Source organism: Anabaena sp. CA = ATCC 33047, assembly GCF_963870205.1.
Taxonomy (GTDB): domain Bacteria; phylum Cyanobacteriota; class Cyanobacteriia; order Cyanobacteriales; family Nostocaceae; genus Trichormus.
This window is the reverse complement of record NZ_CAWMSA010000044.1, coordinates 97,941-115,665: the sequence shown is the minus strand read 5'-3', so window position 1 is coordinate 115,665 and position 17,725 is coordinate 97,941. Positions and strand designations below refer to the sequence as shown.

Annotated in this window: 18 protein-coding genes; 5 read left to right on the top strand and 13 right to left on the bottom strand. The window is 40.1% G+C overall.

The genetic code is table 11. The features are described 5' to 3' along the window. Positions 1-49 precede the first annotated feature (49 nt). The 6 genes from hypF to AACS98_RS12560 all read right to left on the bottom strand — a co-directional run bounded on the left by hypF (position 50) and on the right by AACS98_RS12560 (position 6,552). Positions 50-2,512 carry a carbamoyltransferase HypF gene (hypF, locus tag AACS98_RS12585; protein ID WP_066380270.1) on the bottom strand — a complete coding sequence of 821 codons (2,463 nt, stop codon included), beginning with the start codon at positions 2,510-2,512 and terminating at the stop codon, positions 50-52. Between the two features lie 50 nt (positions 2,513-2,562). Beyond that, positions 2,563-3,705, bottom strand: coding sequence for a hypothetical protein (locus tag AACS98_RS12580; RefSeq protein WP_066380268.1), 1,143 nt, complete (start codon positions 3,703-3,705; stop codon positions 2,563-2,565). Next, positions 3,702-4,703, bottom strand: coding sequence for a hypothetical protein (locus AACS98_RS12575; RefSeq protein WP_066380266.1), 1,002 nt, complete (start codon positions 4,701-4,703; stop codon positions 3,702-3,704). Before AACS98_RS12575 ends, AACS98_RS12580 begins: the two co-directional genes overlap by 4 nt. Positions 4,704-5,128: 425 nt before the next feature. Next, positions 5,129-5,953 carry a NifU family protein gene (locus AACS98_RS12570; RefSeq protein ID WP_066380264.1) on the bottom strand — a complete coding sequence of 275 codons (825 nt, stop codon included), beginning with the start codon at positions 5,951-5,953 and terminating at the stop codon, positions 5,129-5,131. A 59-nt stretch (positions 5,954-6,012) separates the two neighbouring features. Beyond that, positions 6,013-6,237 carry a hypothetical protein gene (locus tag AACS98_RS12565; protein WP_066380260.1) on the bottom strand — a complete coding sequence of 75 codons (225 nt, stop codon included), beginning with the start codon at positions 6,235-6,237 and terminating at the stop codon, positions 6,013-6,015. 15 nt (positions 6,238-6,252) lie between these two features. Next, on the bottom strand, positions 6,253-6,552 hold the full coding sequence (locus tag AACS98_RS12560; RefSeq protein ID WP_369815990.1) for a hypothetical protein: 300 nt from the start codon (positions 6,550-6,552) through the stop codon (positions 6,253-6,255). A gap of 513 nt (positions 6,553-7,065) precedes the next feature. Here AACS98_RS12560 and AACS98_RS12555 point away from each other — a divergent pair. Both AACS98_RS12555 and AACS98_RS12550 read left to right on the top strand, forming a co-directional pair. After that, the gene (locus AACS98_RS12555) at positions 7,066-8,028 is read left to right on the top strand and encodes a hydrogenase small subunit (RefSeq protein WP_066380256.1); all 963 of its coding nucleotides are present in this window, start codon (positions 7,066-7,068) and stop codon (positions 8,026-8,028) included. Between the two features lie 95 nt (positions 8,029-8,123). Beyond that, positions 8,124-9,719 (top strand): nickel-dependent hydrogenase large subunit, encoded by a 1,596-nt coding sequence (locus AACS98_RS12550; protein ID WP_066380251.1) that lies wholly within the window; start codon positions 8,124-8,126, stop codon positions 9,717-9,719. Between the two features lie 159 nt (positions 9,720-9,878). Here the strand turns inward: AACS98_RS12550 and AACS98_RS12545 are convergent, their stop codons facing one another. From AACS98_RS12545 to AACS98_RS12535, 3 genes are all read right to left on the bottom strand, one after another. Next, a complete protein-coding gene (locus AACS98_RS12545) occupies positions 9,879-10,268 on the bottom strand; it encodes a type II toxin-antitoxin system RelE/ParE family toxin (protein ID WP_084386906.1) in 390 nt (129 codons plus the stop codon). Then, positions 10,265-10,495 (bottom strand): addiction module protein, encoded by a 231-nt coding sequence (locus tag AACS98_RS12540; protein ID WP_066380248.1) that lies wholly within the window; start codon positions 10,493-10,495, stop codon positions 10,265-10,267. The genes AACS98_RS12545 and AACS98_RS12540 overlap by 4 nt, the downstream gene beginning before the upstream one ends. A 185-nt stretch (positions 10,496-10,680) precedes the next feature. Further along, positions 10,681-11,685, bottom strand: coding sequence for a ribonuclease T2 family protein (locus tag AACS98_RS12535; protein WP_066380247.1), 1,005 nt, complete (start codon positions 11,683-11,685; stop codon positions 10,681-10,683). 415 nt (positions 11,686-12,100) lie between these two features. Here AACS98_RS12535 and AACS98_RS12530 point away from each other — a divergent pair, with 415 nt between their 5' ends. From AACS98_RS12530 to AACS98_RS12520, 3 genes are all read left to right on the top strand, one after another. Then, positions 12,101-12,523, top strand: coding sequence for a hypothetical protein (locus AACS98_RS12530; RefSeq protein ID WP_066380246.1), 423 nt, complete (start codon positions 12,101-12,103; stop codon positions 12,521-12,523). A 197-nt stretch (positions 12,524-12,720) separates the two neighbouring features. Next, on the top strand, positions 12,721-13,287 hold the full coding sequence (locus tag AACS98_RS12525) for an NC domain-containing protein (RefSeq protein WP_066380244.1): 567 nt from the start codon (positions 12,721-12,723) through the stop codon (positions 13,285-13,287). Between the two features lie 13 nt (positions 13,288-13,300). Next, entirely contained in the window at positions 13,301-13,765 is a 465-nt protein-coding gene (locus tag AACS98_RS12520; RefSeq protein ID WP_066380242.1) for a hydrogenase maturation protease, read from the top strand. A 76-nt stretch (positions 13,766-13,841) separates the two neighbouring features. Here the strand turns inward: AACS98_RS12520 and AACS98_RS12515 are convergent, their stop codons facing one another. The 4 genes from AACS98_RS12515 to AACS98_RS12500 all read right to left on the bottom strand — a co-directional run bounded on the left by AACS98_RS12515 (position 13,842) and on the right by AACS98_RS12500 (position 16,845). Continuing rightward, positions 13,842-14,216, bottom strand: a complete 375-nt coding sequence (locus AACS98_RS12515) for a hypothetical protein (protein WP_066380239.1) — start codon at positions 14,214-14,216, stop codon at positions 13,842-13,844. 19 nt (positions 14,217-14,235) lie between these two features. Next, positions 14,236-15,522 (bottom strand): nitroreductase family protein, encoded by a 1,287-nt coding sequence (locus AACS98_RS12510; RefSeq protein ID WP_066380237.1) that lies wholly within the window; start codon positions 15,520-15,522, stop codon positions 14,236-14,238. Then, on the bottom strand, positions 15,509-15,973 hold the full coding sequence (locus AACS98_RS12505) for an ankyrin repeat domain-containing protein (protein ID WP_066380974.1): 465 nt from the start codon (positions 15,971-15,973) through the stop codon (positions 15,509-15,511). Before AACS98_RS12505 ends, AACS98_RS12510 begins: the two co-directional genes overlap by 14 nt. A 278-nt stretch (positions 15,974-16,251) precedes the next feature. Further along, entirely contained in the window at positions 16,252-16,845 is a 594-nt protein-coding gene (locus AACS98_RS12500; RefSeq protein ID WP_082803749.1) for a CBS domain-containing protein, read from the bottom strand. Positions 16,846-17,725: the final 880 nt, after the last annotated feature.

The window sequence follows — 17,725 nt, the reverse complement described above, 5'->3', positions numbered from 1 at the left end:
GCAGAGAGTTTGGGAGGGTTTTTCGTGGGGTATTTAGAAATATATGATATTATTTATTTTTGATGAGGTTGGCGGCTGTAATTAGGGCTTGTCCTAGGGATAGTCCGCCGTCGTTTGTGGGGACTTGGCTGTGTGTTAATACGTTAATGTTTAACTTTTGTAACTGCTGGGTTACTAAGTTTAACAAAATACAATTTTGAAATACTCCTCCTGTGAGTATGACTTGATTAATTAAGTTTTCTTGACGCAGATGGTTAACTGTCTCTACAATGATGTTAGCTAAACTTTTGTGAAATTTGGCGGCTATCACTGGCTGAGGTGTTTTCTGCTTTATATCATTCAGTAAGTGTTGCCACATTGGGCGCGGGTCTATACAATAAATACTATCTGAAAAGCGCAAATTAAAGGGATATATTCCTATTTCTTTATGATTCTTTAATTGAGAGATATCAACTGTAGCTTCCATTGCGATCGCAGCTTGTCCTTCATAGCTACATTGTTCTCGACAAATGCCGATAGCCGCCGCTACAGCGTCAAACAGCCTTCCGACTGAGGAAGCTAAGGGGGCGTTAATGCCTTTTTCAACAAGCTGATTCAGCAGTTTTATGGGTTGCTGATTCAAAAATTGTAATAATTCTAAATCACTATATTCTTGTTGGCAATCATCCCAAAGATTAGCAGCGAGTAAATGGGCGTAGGTATTACGCCAAGGTTGATAAATTGCTTGTTCACCGCCAATCATTGCTACTGGTTTAAATGTGGCAATGCGTTTAAATTGGTGGTAGTCTGCTAAGAAAAATTCTCCTCCCCAGAGTGTACCATCTGCACCATAACCCAAACCATCAAAGGCGATACCTAAGACTGGGGTTGTATCTAAAGGAATGTGATTTTCTGCCATGCAAGCGGCAATATGGGCGTGATGATGTTGAATAGGATAGAGTGGGAGTTGGTTAGCGGTGGCGAGTTGTTTACCGAGTTTGGTAGAGAGATATTCAGGATGTAAATCAACTGCGATCGCTTGTGGTTGATGAGCAAATAAATTTAAATATAAACTCAGGGTATCTTGATAAGCACTAAACGCCGCCGCGTTTTCTAAATCTCCCAAATGTTGCGAAAGAATAGCTTCCCCATCTCGCAATAAACAAAAGGTATTTTTTAACTCACTACCCATTGCTAAAATTTGCGGCACCTTATTAAATCCCGGTGGTAATTTTAGCGGTGCTGGTGCATAACCTCTAGCCCGGCGAATTGTTTGTAGTTTATTGTCCACAACTCGCACCACGGAATCATCTACCCTGTTGACAATCTCCCGATTATGTAAGAGAAAATAATCAGCAATTTGACCTAACTTTTCTTTAGCTGTATCATTATCTATACATTGCGGTTCATCAGAAATATTCCCACTGGTTAACACAATCGGGCGATTCATCCGCCGCAAAATTAGATGATGTAACGGCGTATAAGGTAACATAAAACCAAGAGTATTTTGTCCCGGTGCTACCGAAGGCGCAATAGAATGGGGCATTGGGCATTGGGCATTGCCGAAAAAGTCTCCCTTGTCTCTCTTGTCGCCAGTTTCTAAAATTTCTTTAATTTTGAATTTTGACTTTTGAATTTTGAATTGATTTGTCCCCAGTCCCTTCTTTTGCAACAACACAATAGGCGCGGCTGGACTGGTTAATAATTCTTTTTCTCTATCATTAACTAAACAATATTCTTCAATAACTGCAATATCCCTCGCCATTAAAGCGAAAGGTTTATCATAGCGTTTTTTACGCTGACGCAATTTTTGTACAGTCGCCTCTTGTGTCGCATCACAAGCGAGATGAATACCACCAATACCTTTAATGGCAACAATTTCACCCTTTTGTAACAAAGTGCAAACCGCATCCACATCATCCAACATCGAAAACATGGAAGCCGTCACAGGTTGACTATCAGCCCTTTCTAACCAAGCTTCAGGGCCACATACATGACAAGCTACAGGTTGGGCGTGAAAGCGACGATTTTCAAAATCGTGGTATGACTTTTCACATTCGGGACACATTACAAACGCAGACATACTGGTGTTGCATCTGTCGTAAGGGATAGCGCGAATAATACTTAAACGAGGGCCGCAATGAGTACAGTTAGTAAAAGGATAACGGTAAAAGCGGCTAAAGGGGTCAAAAATTTCTTGCTGACATTGGGGACAGGTAGCCGCATCCGGGGCAATTTCGGTTTTAGATACACCGCTAACACTACCAGAAATCACAAAATCATCAAAATTCAAATCCCCTGGATATTGAGTTCTCACAAGTTCCGTGATTTTTGCCAATGGCGGACATTCTTGTTGTAATCTGGTGACAAATTCTGTTAAAGCTGCGGCACTACCACATACCCGAATTAACACACCTTCACCGTCATTACACACATCCCCCCGCAAACCACAGGCTTTAGCCAAACGATAGACAGTGGGACGAAATCCCACCCCCTGCACAGTACCGCGAACTCTAATTGCTTCCGTTACCATAAACTAATCTGTATTAAATAGATATACCTGGGTTGCTTATTTTTGTATTTTTAAACTTGCCATAACAAAATGCGATTATTACCAGAATCAGCAATTACCGCCGTTTTGCCAGAAACGTTAATTCCGTAACACCAATTTAATGTATTGCGTGTTGGTAGCCCGAAGTTACGATTTTCACTTTTACTTTTAAAGTTGTCTTGTCCAACCATTCCATCGGCTACTGCACCCTGCAATGATAATATTGACTCTGGTTTCTTCCATCCTAACAACCGAGAGTTAGCAGTATCTGCAACTAACAGCCATTCTCCAGCTACAGCTACGCCATAGGGCATACTCAAACTACTCGCACTAGGGAAATAAACACCCTGATTCATTTCCACAAATTCAAAATTTTTTTGTCCTAAAACCACCGCACAAGGGGCATTATTTTCTGTTGGTATCCCCTGCCAAATCATCACCCGATTATTACCCGCATCAGTGACAACTAAATTATCATTCCAGACAGTAATATCATGACACCAACGCATACTAGCCGCCGTCGGAGAACCGCCACCGTTTTCATTACGAGAAATCATGTCTGGCTGTCCCAAAACTATATCAGCAGGTTGACCATTTGCTGTTGGTAATTGCCGCCAAATTAATAACCTTCTATTACCTGTATCAGCTACAAATAGCTGACCTTGATAATAGAAAATACCATAAGGCCAGTGCATAGTATTAGCCGCAGGTTGTTGACTTCCCCGGTTAGGTTGATTATCAGTAAAATTAGCTTGTCCTAAAACTAAATCTGCTGGCACATGGCTATCTTCTGGTAACTGATGCCAAATTAAAACCCGATGATTCCAAGCATCTGCAACAGCTAAACCTTCCCCACATACACAAATCCCAGTCGGTACACTGAAAGTATTTCTTCCCGGTGTACCTTTAGCATTTTGTCCCTCATGAAAAAAATCAGGTTGTCCAATTACCCAGTCAGCCGGTTGACTATCTCTAGTAGGTAAATTGCGCCAACCTAATAACCGATGATGTCCCGTATCTGATACCCATAAAGCCCCAGTTTCCGACACCAAACAAGCAGCACGAGGAGCAAACATAGTAATAGGAGAAGGTGCTAAAGGAACTGCTAATAAATCCGGCTGAATCACATCTCCTAAAATCACCTCTGCACCTTCAGAGAAAAACTTATTAGTCATTCTCTCTGCGCCTCTGCGCCTCTGCGTGAACTTTTACTAATTTCTCCTACCACATCCTGCAAAGCTTGAGCAACTGCTGCGGCTTGTGCTTGTTGTTGATGTTGACTAAATATCTCCCAAGCTTCATGATAATAATTACGAGCTTGTAAAAGATTTTTGAGATTACCTAATTCTGGTTTTTCTAAGTCATCAGGTAAATTAAATAAGGCGTTAGCTTTATTGGCAATTGTGTTAGCATATTCTAAAGGAGTATCTTGAGGACTACGTACTTTTAAAGCCTGATCATAAGCGGCGATCGCTCGCAAATTATTCTCCACAGGATGGGAACTCTGTAAATATTGCAAAGCATTACCCAAGTTGTTTTGCAACATCGCATATTCCCTAGGGTGGTCAATGATGTTAATATGCTGAAGTGCCGCCTCAAAAGTCTGTACAGCCAAGCCTTCATACAGGTTTGACTGTGACGCATCCCCAACCATAGACAGGTAGGCGATCGCAACATTATTAGCCAAAATCGCGTATTCTTGAGGATAATCTTGGCTAGTAAATACCCGCATAGCCTGATGATAAGCCGCAATGCTATCCGTCATCTTGGCTAAATTAAAAGGCACTAAAGATTGCAACAGCAACCCCAAATTCATCTGTGCTTCTGCCTCTTCCACAGACCCGGCTAACTGCCGTAAAATTGGCAAAGCTTCCTGATAATTAGCCTTGGCTTGTAACAATAATTCTACCCCAGCATCAGGAATAGACATTAAAGCCCCTGCCATCCCCACTTGAGAACGAGCTTTCCACAGAGGATAATCAGAATCACAGAGTTTATAGGCTTGTTGATATAACTCAACAGCATTCCATAAATCCTGGGGAGTCTTAGGTTTTTTCTGTAAACCTTGCGCCAATTCAATCAGCATTTGAATTTTTTCTTCAGTTGTTGCTGATTCCGATGTAATGGCAGCAAGTGCGGCTTTGACGGTTGAATCTGTAATGCTGGGAGTCATCTAAGGTTGAAGATGAAAGTTGGGTATACTTGAAAAGATTTTGACTATTTAAACTAGCAATTTCCAGTAGTTTAACCTTTTATTTCTCAATAAAATGAGGCGAGTTTAACCAAAATAAATAAAATCTAAATTAGATAAAGTAACGCACCATTTAACAACAGTAAAAAATTGTAGGTTGGGTTGACTTCAGGAAACCCAACACCAATATATTAGTTGGGTTACACTGCGCTTAACACACATCTTGCACCTGTTCCTTGATGATAATTTTTGTAGGGTGGGCATTGCTTGTCTGCTGCTCAAACCCTTAGTTTTAGGTTGTTAGCTGTGCATCGCCTTACGCTGATTGAGAATGATGCTAGATATAACTTAACCCAACCTACATCTAATGCACTATTTTAGCTTTGTCAGTCCCCTAAAACCTATTCTCAACCTAGTTGCACAAAAACCTTATCTTCCCTAACTTGTAACGGATATGAAACAAGAGACATATCAGGCGCAGTTAAACATTCACCCGTCTCTAATCGATATTGAAATCCGTGTTCAGCACAGGTAAGAATACCATTTTCAACCTTACCTGAATCTAGAGGAGAAGCTAAGTGAGAACAAGCATTACGATAACAAACTATATTCGTACCTTTACGGGATAAAATCAATGAATTTCCGGCAAAATTCACTGTTAAAATCCCAGACTCAGGAACTTGATCAATAGTTGCTACCCTCACCCAAGCTACTGATTTCTGAGGTAACAATGAACTGTGAGAATTAGCAGCACTATCATTAACCGCAACTACCTTGTTAATTTCAGGACAATGGTTTTTAATTGCCTGTTCTACACCCTGAGATAAAGTTAAAGTAGAAGCCGGACAATTACTGCAAGTTCCCACTAATTTGACTTCTACTGTATCTGGTGGTTTAAACGCCACTAACTCTATATCCCCTTGATGGCTTTGTAAACTTGGGCGCACTTCCTCAAGGGCTGCTTGAATGCGTTCTAAAATCGGCGGTTGTGGTGGTTTAACTAAGTCGTGATATAGCAAAACTGCATACACAACTTCATCTTCTACAGCTTTACGCAACGCTGACATTGATTCTTGCTTGAGGCTTTTAATTAAATTTGTCAGTGCTGCTTTGTGCAGAGTTTCAATTGCTGTTTTCAAACCAACAACTACACACCTTTGACTTTCATCCCACTCAGATACAATGGCTTCAAAGCGGTCAATTTCTCGGATGTATTCTTCCAGGTTGGTCATTAGTTATTAGTCATTAGTCATTAGTTATTAGTGGAGATACAACTGATAACAGAACCAACTTACTTTGTTTTGAAGTCTCTGAAGAGAAAGGGCATAACTAAACCTGTGATGAGACTAGCCAAAGTGATTGGTAAACAGAACGGAATTTGTAATTGAGCTAGTAATATTAGCACTAGCAAACCTACACTAACACCAATTGCAGTTTGACGAACAAAATAAATGGGGTCGCGTAATAGTTTACCTTGCAAAAATAGCTTGAGAGAAAACCAACCCAATTCAATCATATTACCTCCTAATAATTACTGAAATATTGTTAAAAAAGCAAACCCGAAAATTATAGCGGGAATTGCTCCAGCCGGGGCGAATAATGCTCCTAGTGTGGCAGAAAAATAATAACCCATCTCTTTCCCAGCAAGCATCATTCCACCAATAGCACCACCAATCATTGAGATAATTGTGGCTATCACTAACCACAATAATCCTGTGATTAGAGTTAAGTCACCTGTCACCATATATGAGATAAATTCTCTCAGATTGGTATCATTGAAAAATTCCGTCATCTCCTTTAATTCTCCCTGTAGATAATTCGTAATTGCCAAAACTATTCTCTACTCGCTAGTCTCTAGCAGCTTCAGCAAGTATACTTATTTGCACAGACAGCAAGTTTATGCAGTGCGATTACCCCAGAATCTCACGCATCATTTTTCTTAATATAAAACAATTTAATTATAAAATTCTAGAGGGTAATTGCTAATCTGTTTATTTGCTTTAAATACTCATAGTAGCGAGTTTCGTATCATAATATAACAATTTTTCTGATGAATAAAACAAGCGTATTTATACTTATAAATCAATATTTAGGTGCGTTACGCTGTCGCTAACACACCCTACAAATACCTATCAAGAAAAATCTGTTTCATAAATTACGCTTTGCAGGAAATATTATTTAGATTTAATTTTTAGTTAAATATTAATTTTTATTTAACAAATTTAAAATTTATAAAAAAATGCTTTATTTTAAAGATTAAATCTAAATACTCATCACCAGGTGAAACTCTACAAGCGTCAACACCTGCGTCATAAATGGTAAACAATAGACAAATTAATAGCCAATGACTAATGTACTCTGGCTGCAAGGTGGTGCTTGTTCGGGCAACACCATGTCTTTTCTCAATGCCGAAGAACCGACAGTCTGCGATTTAATTGCTGACTTTGGTATCAAGGTAATTTGGCATCCTTCCTTGGGATTGGAACTAGGCAACAACTTACAAACCCTATTATGGGAATGTATTCTGGGGAAAGTACCTCTAGACATTTTAGTATTTGAAGGTACTGTAGTTAATGCCCCCAATGGTACTGGTGAATGGAATCGGTTCGCCGATCGCCCGATGAAAGATTGGTTAGCTGACTTATCGAAAGTTGCTAAATTTGTCGTGGCTGTAGGCGACTGCGCTACCTGGGGAGGAATCCCCGCCATGTCACCCAACCCCAGCGAATCCCAAGGTTTGCAATTTCTCAAGCGGCAAAAAGGCGGCTTTTTAGGTAAAGATTTCCGGGCGAAATCAGGCTTACCAGTGATTAATATACCCGGATGTCCAGCACACCCCGATTGGATTACGCAGATATTAGTGGCGATCGCCACCGGACGCATCAACGACATCGCCCTCGATGAACTGCATCGTCCTCAAACCTTCTTCAACACCTACACCCAAACCGGCTGTACTCGTAACGTCCACTTTGCTTACAAAGCCTCAACCGCCGAATTTGGTCAACGTAAAGGCTGCTTATTCTATGACTTAGGTTGTCGCGGCCCCATGACGCATTCCTCTTGTAACCGCGTCCTCTGGAATCGTGTCTCATCCAAAACCCGCGCCGGAATGCCCTGTTTAGGTTGTACAGAACCAGAATTTCCCTTCTTTGACCTCAAACCCGGAACCGTCTTTAAAACACAAACCATCATGGGCGTTCCCAAAGAATTACCACCAGGAGTCAAAACCAAAGACTACGCCTTACTGACAATGGTCGCCAAAAATACAGCCCCCGAATGGGCAGAAGAAGACTTTTTTACTGTTTAGGTACTGGGGACTGGAAGGGACTGGGGACTGGGTAAGAGTTTTCCCACTTCCCAATCCCTAATCCCCAATCCCCGATCACCAATTAGGAGAGGAGAATGGGAATACAAACATTAGATATCTCACCCGTCGGTAGAGTCGAGGGGGATTTAGATGTTCGGGTGGAAATCGACAACGGACAAGTTGTTAACGCCTGGACACACGCCGAACTATTTCGCGGATTTGAAATTATTCTCCGAGGTAAAGACCCCCAAGCTGGGTTAATTGTTACGCCTCGTATCTGCGGTATCTGCGGTGCTTCACATTTAACATCTGCATCCTGGGCATTAGACACAGCCTGGGGGACAGAAGTTCCTCGCAACGCCATCTTAGCTAGAAACCTCGGTCAAATTGTCGAAACTATCCAAAGCATCCCCCGTTACTTTTATGGATTATTCGCCATTGACTTAACCAATAAAAAGTATCGCCGTAGCCGCTTTTACGATGAAGCTGTCAACCGCTTTGCTGCTTTCACAGGCAAATCTTATGAACTGGGTGTAACGATTTCTAGCAAACCTGTAGAAATTTACGCCCTGTTTGGTGGACAATGGCCTCACAGCAGTTATATGGTGCCTGGTGGTGTGATGTGCGCCCCCACTTTAACAGACATTACCCGCGCTTGGGCAATTCTGGAATACTTCCGCACTAACTGGTTAGAACCTGTATGGTTGGGTTGTTCTTTAGAACGATACGAAGAAATCCAAACTTACGATGATTTCATGGACTGGTTAGAAGAAGACATCAAACATCGGATGTCAGACTTGGGTTTCTATTGGCGCATGGGTCTAGATGTTGGTCTAGATAGATACGGTGCTGGTGTTGGTAAATACGTCACTTGGGGATATTTACCTCATGAAGACAAATACCAAAAGCCGACCATCGAAGGACGCAACGCCGCTATGATTATGAAAAGTGGTGTGTACGACAGCTTCACCGATACACATACTTTGATGGATCATACCTTCGCCCGTGAGAATACTACCCATTCTTGGTATGAAGAAGGGGAAGCAGATGTTCACCCCTTTGACCGCACCACCAAACCCACCCAGAACAATCATAAAGACTTCAAAAATGCCTATTCTTGGTCTACTGCGGTGCGACATCAAGATTTCGGACGTTTGGAAGTCGGCCCTCTAGCGCGTCAGTTAGTCGCAGGTGGTCAGCATGGCGAGTCTTGGCAACATTACGACGGGTTTATTCTGGACGCTTTCAAGAAAATGGGCGGTGCTAGTATTCACCTGCGTCAGCTAGCACGAGTTCACGAAATTGTCAAGTTATACCGGCAAGCGGAAAGATGTTTGCGTGAGTTCCAGTTGAATGAACCTTGGTATATTAAACCGACGGAAAAAGACGGACGCGGTTGGGGTGCAACGGAAGCGTCACGGGGTTCTTTGTCTCATTGGGTAGATATTGAAGAGGGCAAGATTAAGAATTATCAAGTGATTGCTGCTACTACTTGGAATGTCGGCCCCCGTGATGGTGAGGGAGTTAGAGGCCCGATTGAGGAGGCTTTGGTAGGTACTCCTATTGAAGATCCTACTGATCCTGTGGAGGTGGGACACGTGGCGCGATCGTTTGATTCTTGTCTGGTGTGTACTGTTCACGCCCATGATGCGAAGACGGGTGAGGAGTTGGCGCGTTTTCGCACTGCTTAGTTGAGGTGGAGGTTTAAACGCTCCAGGGGCGCGGAGGTAAACGCGGAGGTACGCGGAGATTTTACTATGAGTGGCTAATGGCTAGTTATTATTTGGTTAGTCATTAGCTCATTAGTATTTTATGGTTGAAAATTGCCATAAAAAGGTGTAATAAACACTCTAATGTTTGCCATGCTCAGTAATTTTTCTCATAGCGAATTGGTAAAGGTAAGCAGCAGAAATTAACCACAGCCACCAGAATCTTAGCAGGAAAATATCATACGTTAATCTTGGTCTTTTTAAATCAGTATAGGTTTGTTGCAAACTGGTAAAAATCAAAATGTTATCTTGTTCAATTGTGTAAAGAATTGCATACGGAAACTTGCGCGTCAAACATCGCCTAACGTCTTCATCGACTAAAGTCCAACGATTAGGGGACTCTCTAATTTGGTAAACTGCATTCTCAACAGCATTAATAAACGCTTGTGCTACCTCAGCACGTTGTTGTGCGTAATACTGAACAGCCTCTGCATATTCAGTCAGGGCTTCAGGGTGAAATACATATTTCATTGCTCAAGCAGTCGCCTCACTTGAGCTAAAGCTTCATCTCCTGGTATGGGTTCTACACAACCACTTCTAATCTCATCTCGCCGCTTCTTGGCTTCAGTATTCCAAGCCGCTTGAATGGTGGGATCTGTATCGAATTCCAAACTTTCTACTATTTTCTCTGCCAACAACGCCCTCGACGCACTAGGCAAAGATAAAATTTCTTCTGTTAGTTGCTCAATTGACCGCATAGCTTTGCACAGAAGCCTAAATTTTGCTGACAGTTTAAGAATAATCTAACATGGCAGCAGCATCAATCTTGTATCATGACTTGTTAGCTAGAAGCGATCGCTCTCTCCAATGCAACCAGCTATGAGTATAATTTGATAGGGCTGAGGAGAAGCGATCGCTCTTCCCGACTACACAATAAATCTAATTAATCACGCGCATCGTCAATTAAACAAGAAGCATATTTTTCAGTCTTGGCTTTTGGGCTATTGGTAAGCAGTCCAGCTACAAGGCTAGTTGGGGTAATATCGCCTTTCAGGTTTACCCAAAGTTCACCCAATAGTGAATTACTACATTTTACTTCTACTTTCTCCCCAGTGTCAGAGCCAAAATCAGACAGGGCTTGATCAATTTCCTTGATGGTAAGTTGTCTACCAATATTACTAGCAATTAGTCCTTGTACTGGCGATTTGTTAAAGGCATCAAGTATGGCAATTGATTCAGCAAAATATTCCTCTGCTGAACCTGGGTAACAAGTACCATGTTTAATCCACTCATGTCGATGCAGATTTGATCGAGTTCCGGGCATCACTGTTTGTAGTCTTTCCCAAGTCTCAGGCGAAAGTTCTTTCTCTATAGCTGGTAGTTTTGACCAAGTTTTCTGTTTATCATCAGTAATATCACGTTCACTCACATTACAGTAAACATTAGATTTGGGTTGCGGCCACAAACCGTGTAACACGAAATTTCTAGCTTCAAATCGGTCGGGATTTGCTGCTAGAATTTGACACTCAGCTTTGTCTGGTTTGCCCTCACAGAAAGCGGGTTGCCAACTCAGGGCGAGTAAATAATCATCTCCTGTAGGAATTGCAACAATTGGACGGTTTGTATCAGTTGTGTCCCCAGTCGAACCAACAGCACTCACACAGCTAACAGGAACCCAACGCTGAGGCGGATTAACGCCAGCAATTTGTACAAGGTAGTGGGAGGCGTTATCTTTATTTTTCCCAACTATTTGATAGACTTGCCCTGGTGTCAATCTCACATTATCCGGGTTAGTTCCTTTTTTAATTGAGCTTACGGCTTCGCACGCACTTGTAGCGGTGAATTGACCTTGATAAGAAACAAAAGCTAACGCAGGGTTAGGCAATAGTATGAAAGAGAACACCAATACTATGACTAATGCAAGTATTTTTTTGAGCGATCGCACCATACATACTCCTGAATATTCTACTTTTACCCATCTTGACCAGTCCAGCTTTTCCTAATTTCGTCCAGTAGTATATCTGGACAGTTTGTAGCTCAAATTGCCTCGATTATAAATCAAGCAGACAGACGTTTATCAGCATAAATATTTAAATTAAAATAAAATTATTACCTGATTAATGTCCCTAAATTTACTTAACATATATTCACCAAAATATTTTAACCTTTCTTTAACATAACTGCTTGATTACTAACTCAAAACCAAGCGTTTATCTCCCCCCATTAGCCACGCACCTCTGCAAAAGTTTTCTTTCTATCTAATTATTTAATAGTCGTAGCGTAACGCACTAAAAACTAGAGAAACAGTAAGTTAGGCTTACTGTCATGTACTCCCACAAAACTGAAATCTATTAGGTAAGCTTGTGTCTGATTTAGAACTACACAAATATCTCCCCAAACTTCCTGAAGAAGCACTGCAAGAATTTACAGAATGGTGTGTTTTAGAACAGGCAAAGTTAGCAGGTATAGAATTTACTCCAGATACAACCAAGTTACAAAACCTCATACCAAATGAGTATATTTGGCAAATTATTGATCAATTCATGAAAGATAGACCAGACCAAATTAAAGCAGGATTAGTATCAGCAATGGCTGGTAAAGAAGCTGATAGTCATGGTTTAGTAGGTTCTGCAATTATGGTTGATTTTTTAGCCCTCTATGTCAAATATTTAATCCCCAGCATCGGCAACACTCCAGAAGAAGCTAAAGCCTTAATTAGTGAAGCTGCTATTCAACAGTATGAAAAGCTTTCTGAACTGGCAGATAAATATAATGTAAAGTTTTAAGAGCATTACAAACCTAAGCCCCCTTCCCTACCTCTCCCTAACCCTCTCTTTGTAGGAGAGGGAAAAGGAAAAACTTTTTTTAGCTGGCATGGGGGTTTAAAAGCCTCTCAAAACTTGTATACCAGAGTATGACTAAAACTGGTATAATTTCATTATTTCTATTTTAATTAAGCTAGCATCTTTATCAATAAATAATTATGGTCAGTATTTACAGTATCCCGATTAATTCTACACTAGGAATTGCACGTCATTATTACCTCAGTCAAGATGGCAATTTTAATAATTCTGTAGGTTGGGGGACTGCTGGAGTTGAATGGCATGGAAACGTTGAACTAACGGAAGAAGAACTAAAGCGTATTCATGAATATGCTGATATATTTGGTGCATACAATATTCACTCTAACAACTGTGAAATGTTTGCTTGGTATGTCAAGACTGGAAAACAATATTCCGGTCAAACAGAGGAAATTCGAGTGACAAAATTTGGTGCTGCTTTCGTCTCTCTTGTTCAGCCTGTTCATACTGTTCGCAGTATAAAATATCTGGAAATTGAAAAGGCTATTGTTGCTAATCTCCAAGCTAACTTAGACGAGGTGAACCGAACTAAACTTATGAATGATCAGGCTGCACGAGATGATTTTTGGCAGCGTCGAGATGCAGGTTTGATTCAAGCCAACTTAGATGATGTGAAGCAAAATAAACTTATGAATTATCAGGCTGCACGAGATGATTTTTGGCAGCGTCGAGATGCAGGTTTATCATAAATAATTAGTAAAAATGTTAACTATAATTGGTTGCGGAAATCTCAATCGCAGTGACGACGCTGTAGGTGTAATTCTTGCACAACGCTTACAAAAATATTTAGCAGAAAATCCCCATCCTCACATACAAGTTTATGACTGTGGAACAGCAGGAATGGAAGTCATGTTTCAAGCTAGAGGTAGTAAACAATTAGTAATTATTGATGCCAGTTCAACGGGTTCTGAACCTGGCGCAGTATTTAAAGTTCCTGGTGCAGAATTGGCAGCATTACCAGAACCTAGTTATAATTTGCATGATTTTCGTTGGGATAATGCTTTATTTACCGGAAGGAAAATATTTAAAGAGGATTTTCCGCAAGATGTGACGGTTTATTTAATTGAAGCTGCAAGTCTTGATTTTGGACTAGAATTGAGTCCCGTTGTTCAAAATTCTGCTGATGTGGTTTTTGCAGAAATAGTTGGGATAATTCGGAATTATTAGAGATTAGGGAGTAGGGACTGGGAAAAATATTTTCTCCCTTGTCTCCCTTGCCTTTCTTGTCTCCCTCATCGTATGATTAGGCCCTATCCTGATACACAGAGAGTTCATCTACTCTCATCTCAAAAGGTACGCCTTCACTTTCTGGGGGACAAACCCGAATCTTGGCACTGCTAACTATTTGCTGGAGTAGTTTACCCATTGGTACGAGTTTTTGCAAAATCCGCCAGTTGGTAAATTGATCAGGACATTCAATCACCAATGTCATGGCATTGGCTTGAGTTGTCACATACCACCGACAATTAGATAAGAGGTTTTGTAAGGTGCGATCGCACGCTTCGTAAAAGCATCTACTAATAGAATACTCTAGTTGCTGTCTCAACACAATATCAGCCGATGATGGCTGCATAGGATGAAAGTCATCACCGTTAAAAGAAAAACTGCGTCTTTTCATTCTTGTTGACAATCCTAACTTAAATTCCAATTACCATTGCATACAGCACATCTTTATTTGTTTCTAAGAATTCCTGGGTTTCATCATCATAAAAAGCACCAATGCCACTACATTGAATACCTATATAATTACTACCCAGATAAATCCTGTGTCCTAAAAAACCAGCTATTTGCATAGCAGTTTGATAACTGGTATATTCAGACACGAAAAATAATATCGCAGCACAATCTCTAGCGAGTGCTTGATTTACACACAAGTAACCAGTTTTGTCACTGAAATTACCTGCTTTCACCAAATTCACGCCTTGATATAACCCTGATGTCATCCCCTCAACACGATGCACCACCGAGTAAATTTCTACTGGCTCAAAATTTTCTGTTGGTATTGGCTGCTTTAGTAGTTGCAAGATATATAAATATTGTTCTTGCAAAATCGACTCTTTCCGGAAACGTCTAACTGAACGTCTATCCCAGACAGTTTGGTAGAATTTATCCGGCTCAAAATTAAACTGAGGTTGCTGAAGTTGTTGTTTGCGGCTGGTTTGACAAGCGGTTGTTTGATAGCTATCTTCAATAAATTGATTAGCTACAAAATAATCTGTACCACAAACAAAAGGAAGCTTCAGCCTGAGTCTTCTAACTTGCTTTTCCTGTATTTCACCAGATACTGCACAAGCACTAATAAACTCCTTATTCTCAAACCCCAAATCTGTATTGAGAGCGAGTTTATCAAAATCAAAAATTAGCTGGATATCAAGTTGGTTAAGATAAGCTGAAGCAGCAACAGCACCTAAATGGTGTCCGCTATCTAACAAGCAATATCTCAAACTCCTGTCTTTATATTTCCAGCTAGACCTATAATAAACAGAACTAATTAAAAAAATGAATCCCTTGATACTTCTGCCCGGTATAATATAACTCTCTAACCCATCATCAATTAATTCATAGATGAGTGTTAGACAATTATTCTCAACTTCTAAATGATAGATACCGTCTACTATTTCCGCCATTCCGCGAATCTGTACGTACACCTCCGTAGGATACAACGCCCCTGCTGACGGATTTACCCGCAGTTTGTAGGGAACATTTTTATATACCTTTGAGAAGGTAACTGCACTGGTTAACCAGATAAAAGAGTGAATTTTATTATTGAGATTTAATTTCACTCTTCTATAAAACTGGGGATAAACTTTAAATGCAGAGGGTTGAGTAGCAGCATCAACATAATTTGGATCAAGTTGCACCGATAAGTAAGAATGCTTGGTAGCCTCATGGTAAGCTTTACCAGAAATATTACTTGGCGGCATTTTTCAAAATCCTTAAAACCTCAACAGTGCTGGCAAAATCTATAGCTTGATAATCATCCAAATTTTTTAAATCTAAGTTAGGATAGTATTGTAAAAGTAATTTCACAACTTCCGCTTTACCTGCTGATGCAGCATACATTAAAACCGTTGCACCATTGTCATTTTGATTATCAATATTAATCTTGTTCCCTAGAAGCAAATTAATTAAATCGTAGTGATTGCCAAAACAAGCAAACCATAAAGCATTATTACCATCATTGTTTCTAGCATTAATTTCAGCACCCGCATCAATTAATTCTTTAACAACTGCAAAGACTCCCTCCTTAGTAGCTTTCATCAAAGCTGTATCGCCGTTTTCCCCACGCTGATGTAAATCCTCAATGTTGTAGCCTTTGAGTTTCAACCATTGCTGAGTTTCTGCACTCAAATTTGAGGGAATTTTTTGATTCATAATTAGTTGTAGCATTTACACACAATTCGCCAAATAAAACTAGGACTTACGCAATTGCCACATTAGTAGGTGCGTCAAAAAAGATAATTCAGTAATTATCAATATATGTTTGACACTGATGCACCCTACAAGAAAAAGGTAATGGTGGGCATTGCCCACCATTTCTAAACACAATGCTATGGAATGCTGATGATTAGAGTTGTCAAGTCATACTCTAAACAACCTCGTGATTACAAAGAAGTAGAAATACTGAGTATTCTGCTTCCTGTAATCTTGCGCTAAACAGTAGCGAATTCTGGTGTTTCAGCAAATAGTTCTCTAGCAGATTTCTCAGTTTTAGGTAAGCCATAGAAATAGGCTTCTTTTTCAAGTTCGTCTACAAAATCCCAAGCTTCCATCGTCCGTTTAGAGTCTGGCCCATAGTTGGCAGAAATTGCACGAGCATCTGAGATAGCTTTGTGCAGTTCTTTCCGCAAGAAAATGAGTTTGGGTTGAGCAATAAGTTCACCCTTGCTAACAATATCAGTGACAGAAATTACCCCAAATAATTCACCTCTAATTACAGGCGCACACCATATATTGTAAGTAGAAAATAAACGCGCTACATATTCTACATCGAGGTCAGGATCAACAACGATGCAGGGTTTCGTCATAATATCATAGACATGAATTCTTTCAGGATCTTTACCATAAGCTACAACCTGACTTGCAATATCAGCCACAGTGACGATACCGTAAGCATCCGCACTATGACGAGGTTCTACAATTAACGCACGCAGTCCTTTGAGCCTTAATAGTCTGACTGCATCTGCTACAGTTGCGGAGCCGCGAATAGTAGCTACATCTTGAGTCATGATTTGTTTGGCTCTCATAATTACTGCTCCTTATGTTTGCAAGGAAGGGAATTATTTCTAAACTGTTGCAATATTCCCAAACTGCATCTGTGTAGACTGCACGCTTAACTCTAATTCAAATTAAATTGTGAGTTATTGTACTTGCTACTGTCTGAATAACTTTTAAAGTAATTAGACAGACAATTTATACAGTTTAGTCACTATTTCAGACCTTAATCATTCTGGTTGCTTTTCCGTCAAGACTTACGCAGTTTCTATATTATTGAAGCTATCTTACTGACTAACAAATTTTGGAACTTGACCAGTATTAAGGTAGGAATGGCTGAGATAACCCTTGAATTGCTTTGTGCTGAGGTTTCAGTTCACTAGCAACAATTTAGCTTACTTATATATTATCACTCCCATAAGGTTAGATGATTAACCTTTATAACGATTGTCGTATACATTGGTTAAAACCGCTTAAAAATTACGAAAAAAGCGACTAATTTTACATTTTTCCTGTATCATGCACCCTATTTAGTTTTTCAATAAAATTAGGTGATGGTGTAGATAGGATTAGGGTAAATATATTGCCATAAAATCATCATATATATGTATCACATACAAACAATTTATCAAAGTTGATAACCCCAGTTGATTTAATCAATTGGGGTTATTCGGATTGATGAAGCAAAAATCAAATTAACTAAGCGATAGAGCTAATGAAGGCAATCAGAGCTATAGCGTTACTTTATCTCAGCCATAAAATTACTGAGTCTAGTCTTGACTCCGCATCTTAGCTGCGTGCGGTCTTTAAACGGAGGCGAGTCTTAATAAAACTTTATTGAAGGCGTTTAAAAACCAGTTGACACACATCTATCTCAGGATATAAGTTTTACATAGCCTAGAAAGATTGATA

Bases quoted from the DNA above. Each gene is read 5' to 3' on its own strand.
- AACS98_RS12565 (WP_066380260.1), bottom strand. From the start codon at position 6,237: ATGATTGAATTGGGTTGGTTTTCTCTCAAGCTATTTTTGCAAGGTAAA.
- AACS98_RS12515 (WP_066380239.1), bottom strand. From the start codon at position 14,216: ATGAAAAGACGCAGTTTTTCTTTTAACGGTGATGACTTTCATCCTATG.
- AACS98_RS12525 (WP_066380244.1), top strand. From the start codon at position 12,721: ATGGTCAGTATTTACAGTATCCCGATTAATTCTACACTAGGAATTGCA.
- AACS98_RS12555 (WP_066380256.1), top strand. From the start codon at position 7,066: ATGACTAATGTACTCTGGCTGCAAGGTGGTGCTTGTTCGGGCAACACC.
- AACS98_RS12505 (WP_066380974.1), bottom strand. From the start codon at position 15,973: ATGAATCAAAAAATTCCCTCAAATTTGAGTGCAGAAACTCAGCAATGG.
- AACS98_RS12520 (WP_066380242.1), top strand. From the start codon at position 13,301: ATGTTAACTATAATTGGTTGCGGAAATCTCAATCGCAGTGACGACGCT.
- AACS98_RS12580 (WP_066380268.1), bottom strand. From the start codon at position 3,705: ATGACTAATAAGTTTTTCTCTGAAGGTGCAGAGGTGATTTTAGGAGAT.
- AACS98_RS12500 (WP_082803749.1), bottom strand. From the start codon at position 16,845: ATGAGAGCCAAACAAATCATGACTCAAGATGTAGCTACTATTCGCGGC.
- hypF (WP_066380270.1), bottom strand. From the start codon at position 2,512: ATGGTAACGGAAGCAATTAGAGTTCGCGGTACTGTGCAGGGGGTGGGA.
- AACS98_RS12510 (WP_066380237.1), bottom strand. From the start codon at position 15,522: ATGCCGCCAAGTAATATTTCTGGTAAAGCTTACCATGAGGCTACCAAG.
- AACS98_RS12575 (WP_066380266.1), bottom strand. From the start codon at position 4,703: ATGACTCCCAGCATTACAGATTCAACCGTCAAAGCCGCACTTGCTGCC.
- AACS98_RS12570 (WP_066380264.1), bottom strand. From the start codon at position 5,953: ATGACCAACCTGGAAGAATACATCCGAGAAATTGACCGCTTTGAAGCC.
- AACS98_RS12550 (WP_066380251.1), top strand. From the start codon at position 8,124: ATGGGAATACAAACATTAGATATCTCACCCGTCGGTAGAGTCGAGGGG.
- AACS98_RS12545 (WP_084386906.1), bottom strand. From the start codon at position 10,268: ATGAAATATGTATTTCACCCTGAAGCCCTGACTGAATATGCAGAGGCT.
- AACS98_RS12535 (WP_066380247.1), bottom strand. From the start codon at position 11,685: ATGGTGCGATCGCTCAAAAAAATACTTGCATTAGTCATAGTATTGGTG.
- AACS98_RS12540 (WP_066380248.1), bottom strand. From the start codon at position 10,495: ATGCGGTCAATTGAGCAACTAACAGAAGAAATTTTATCTTTGCCTAGT.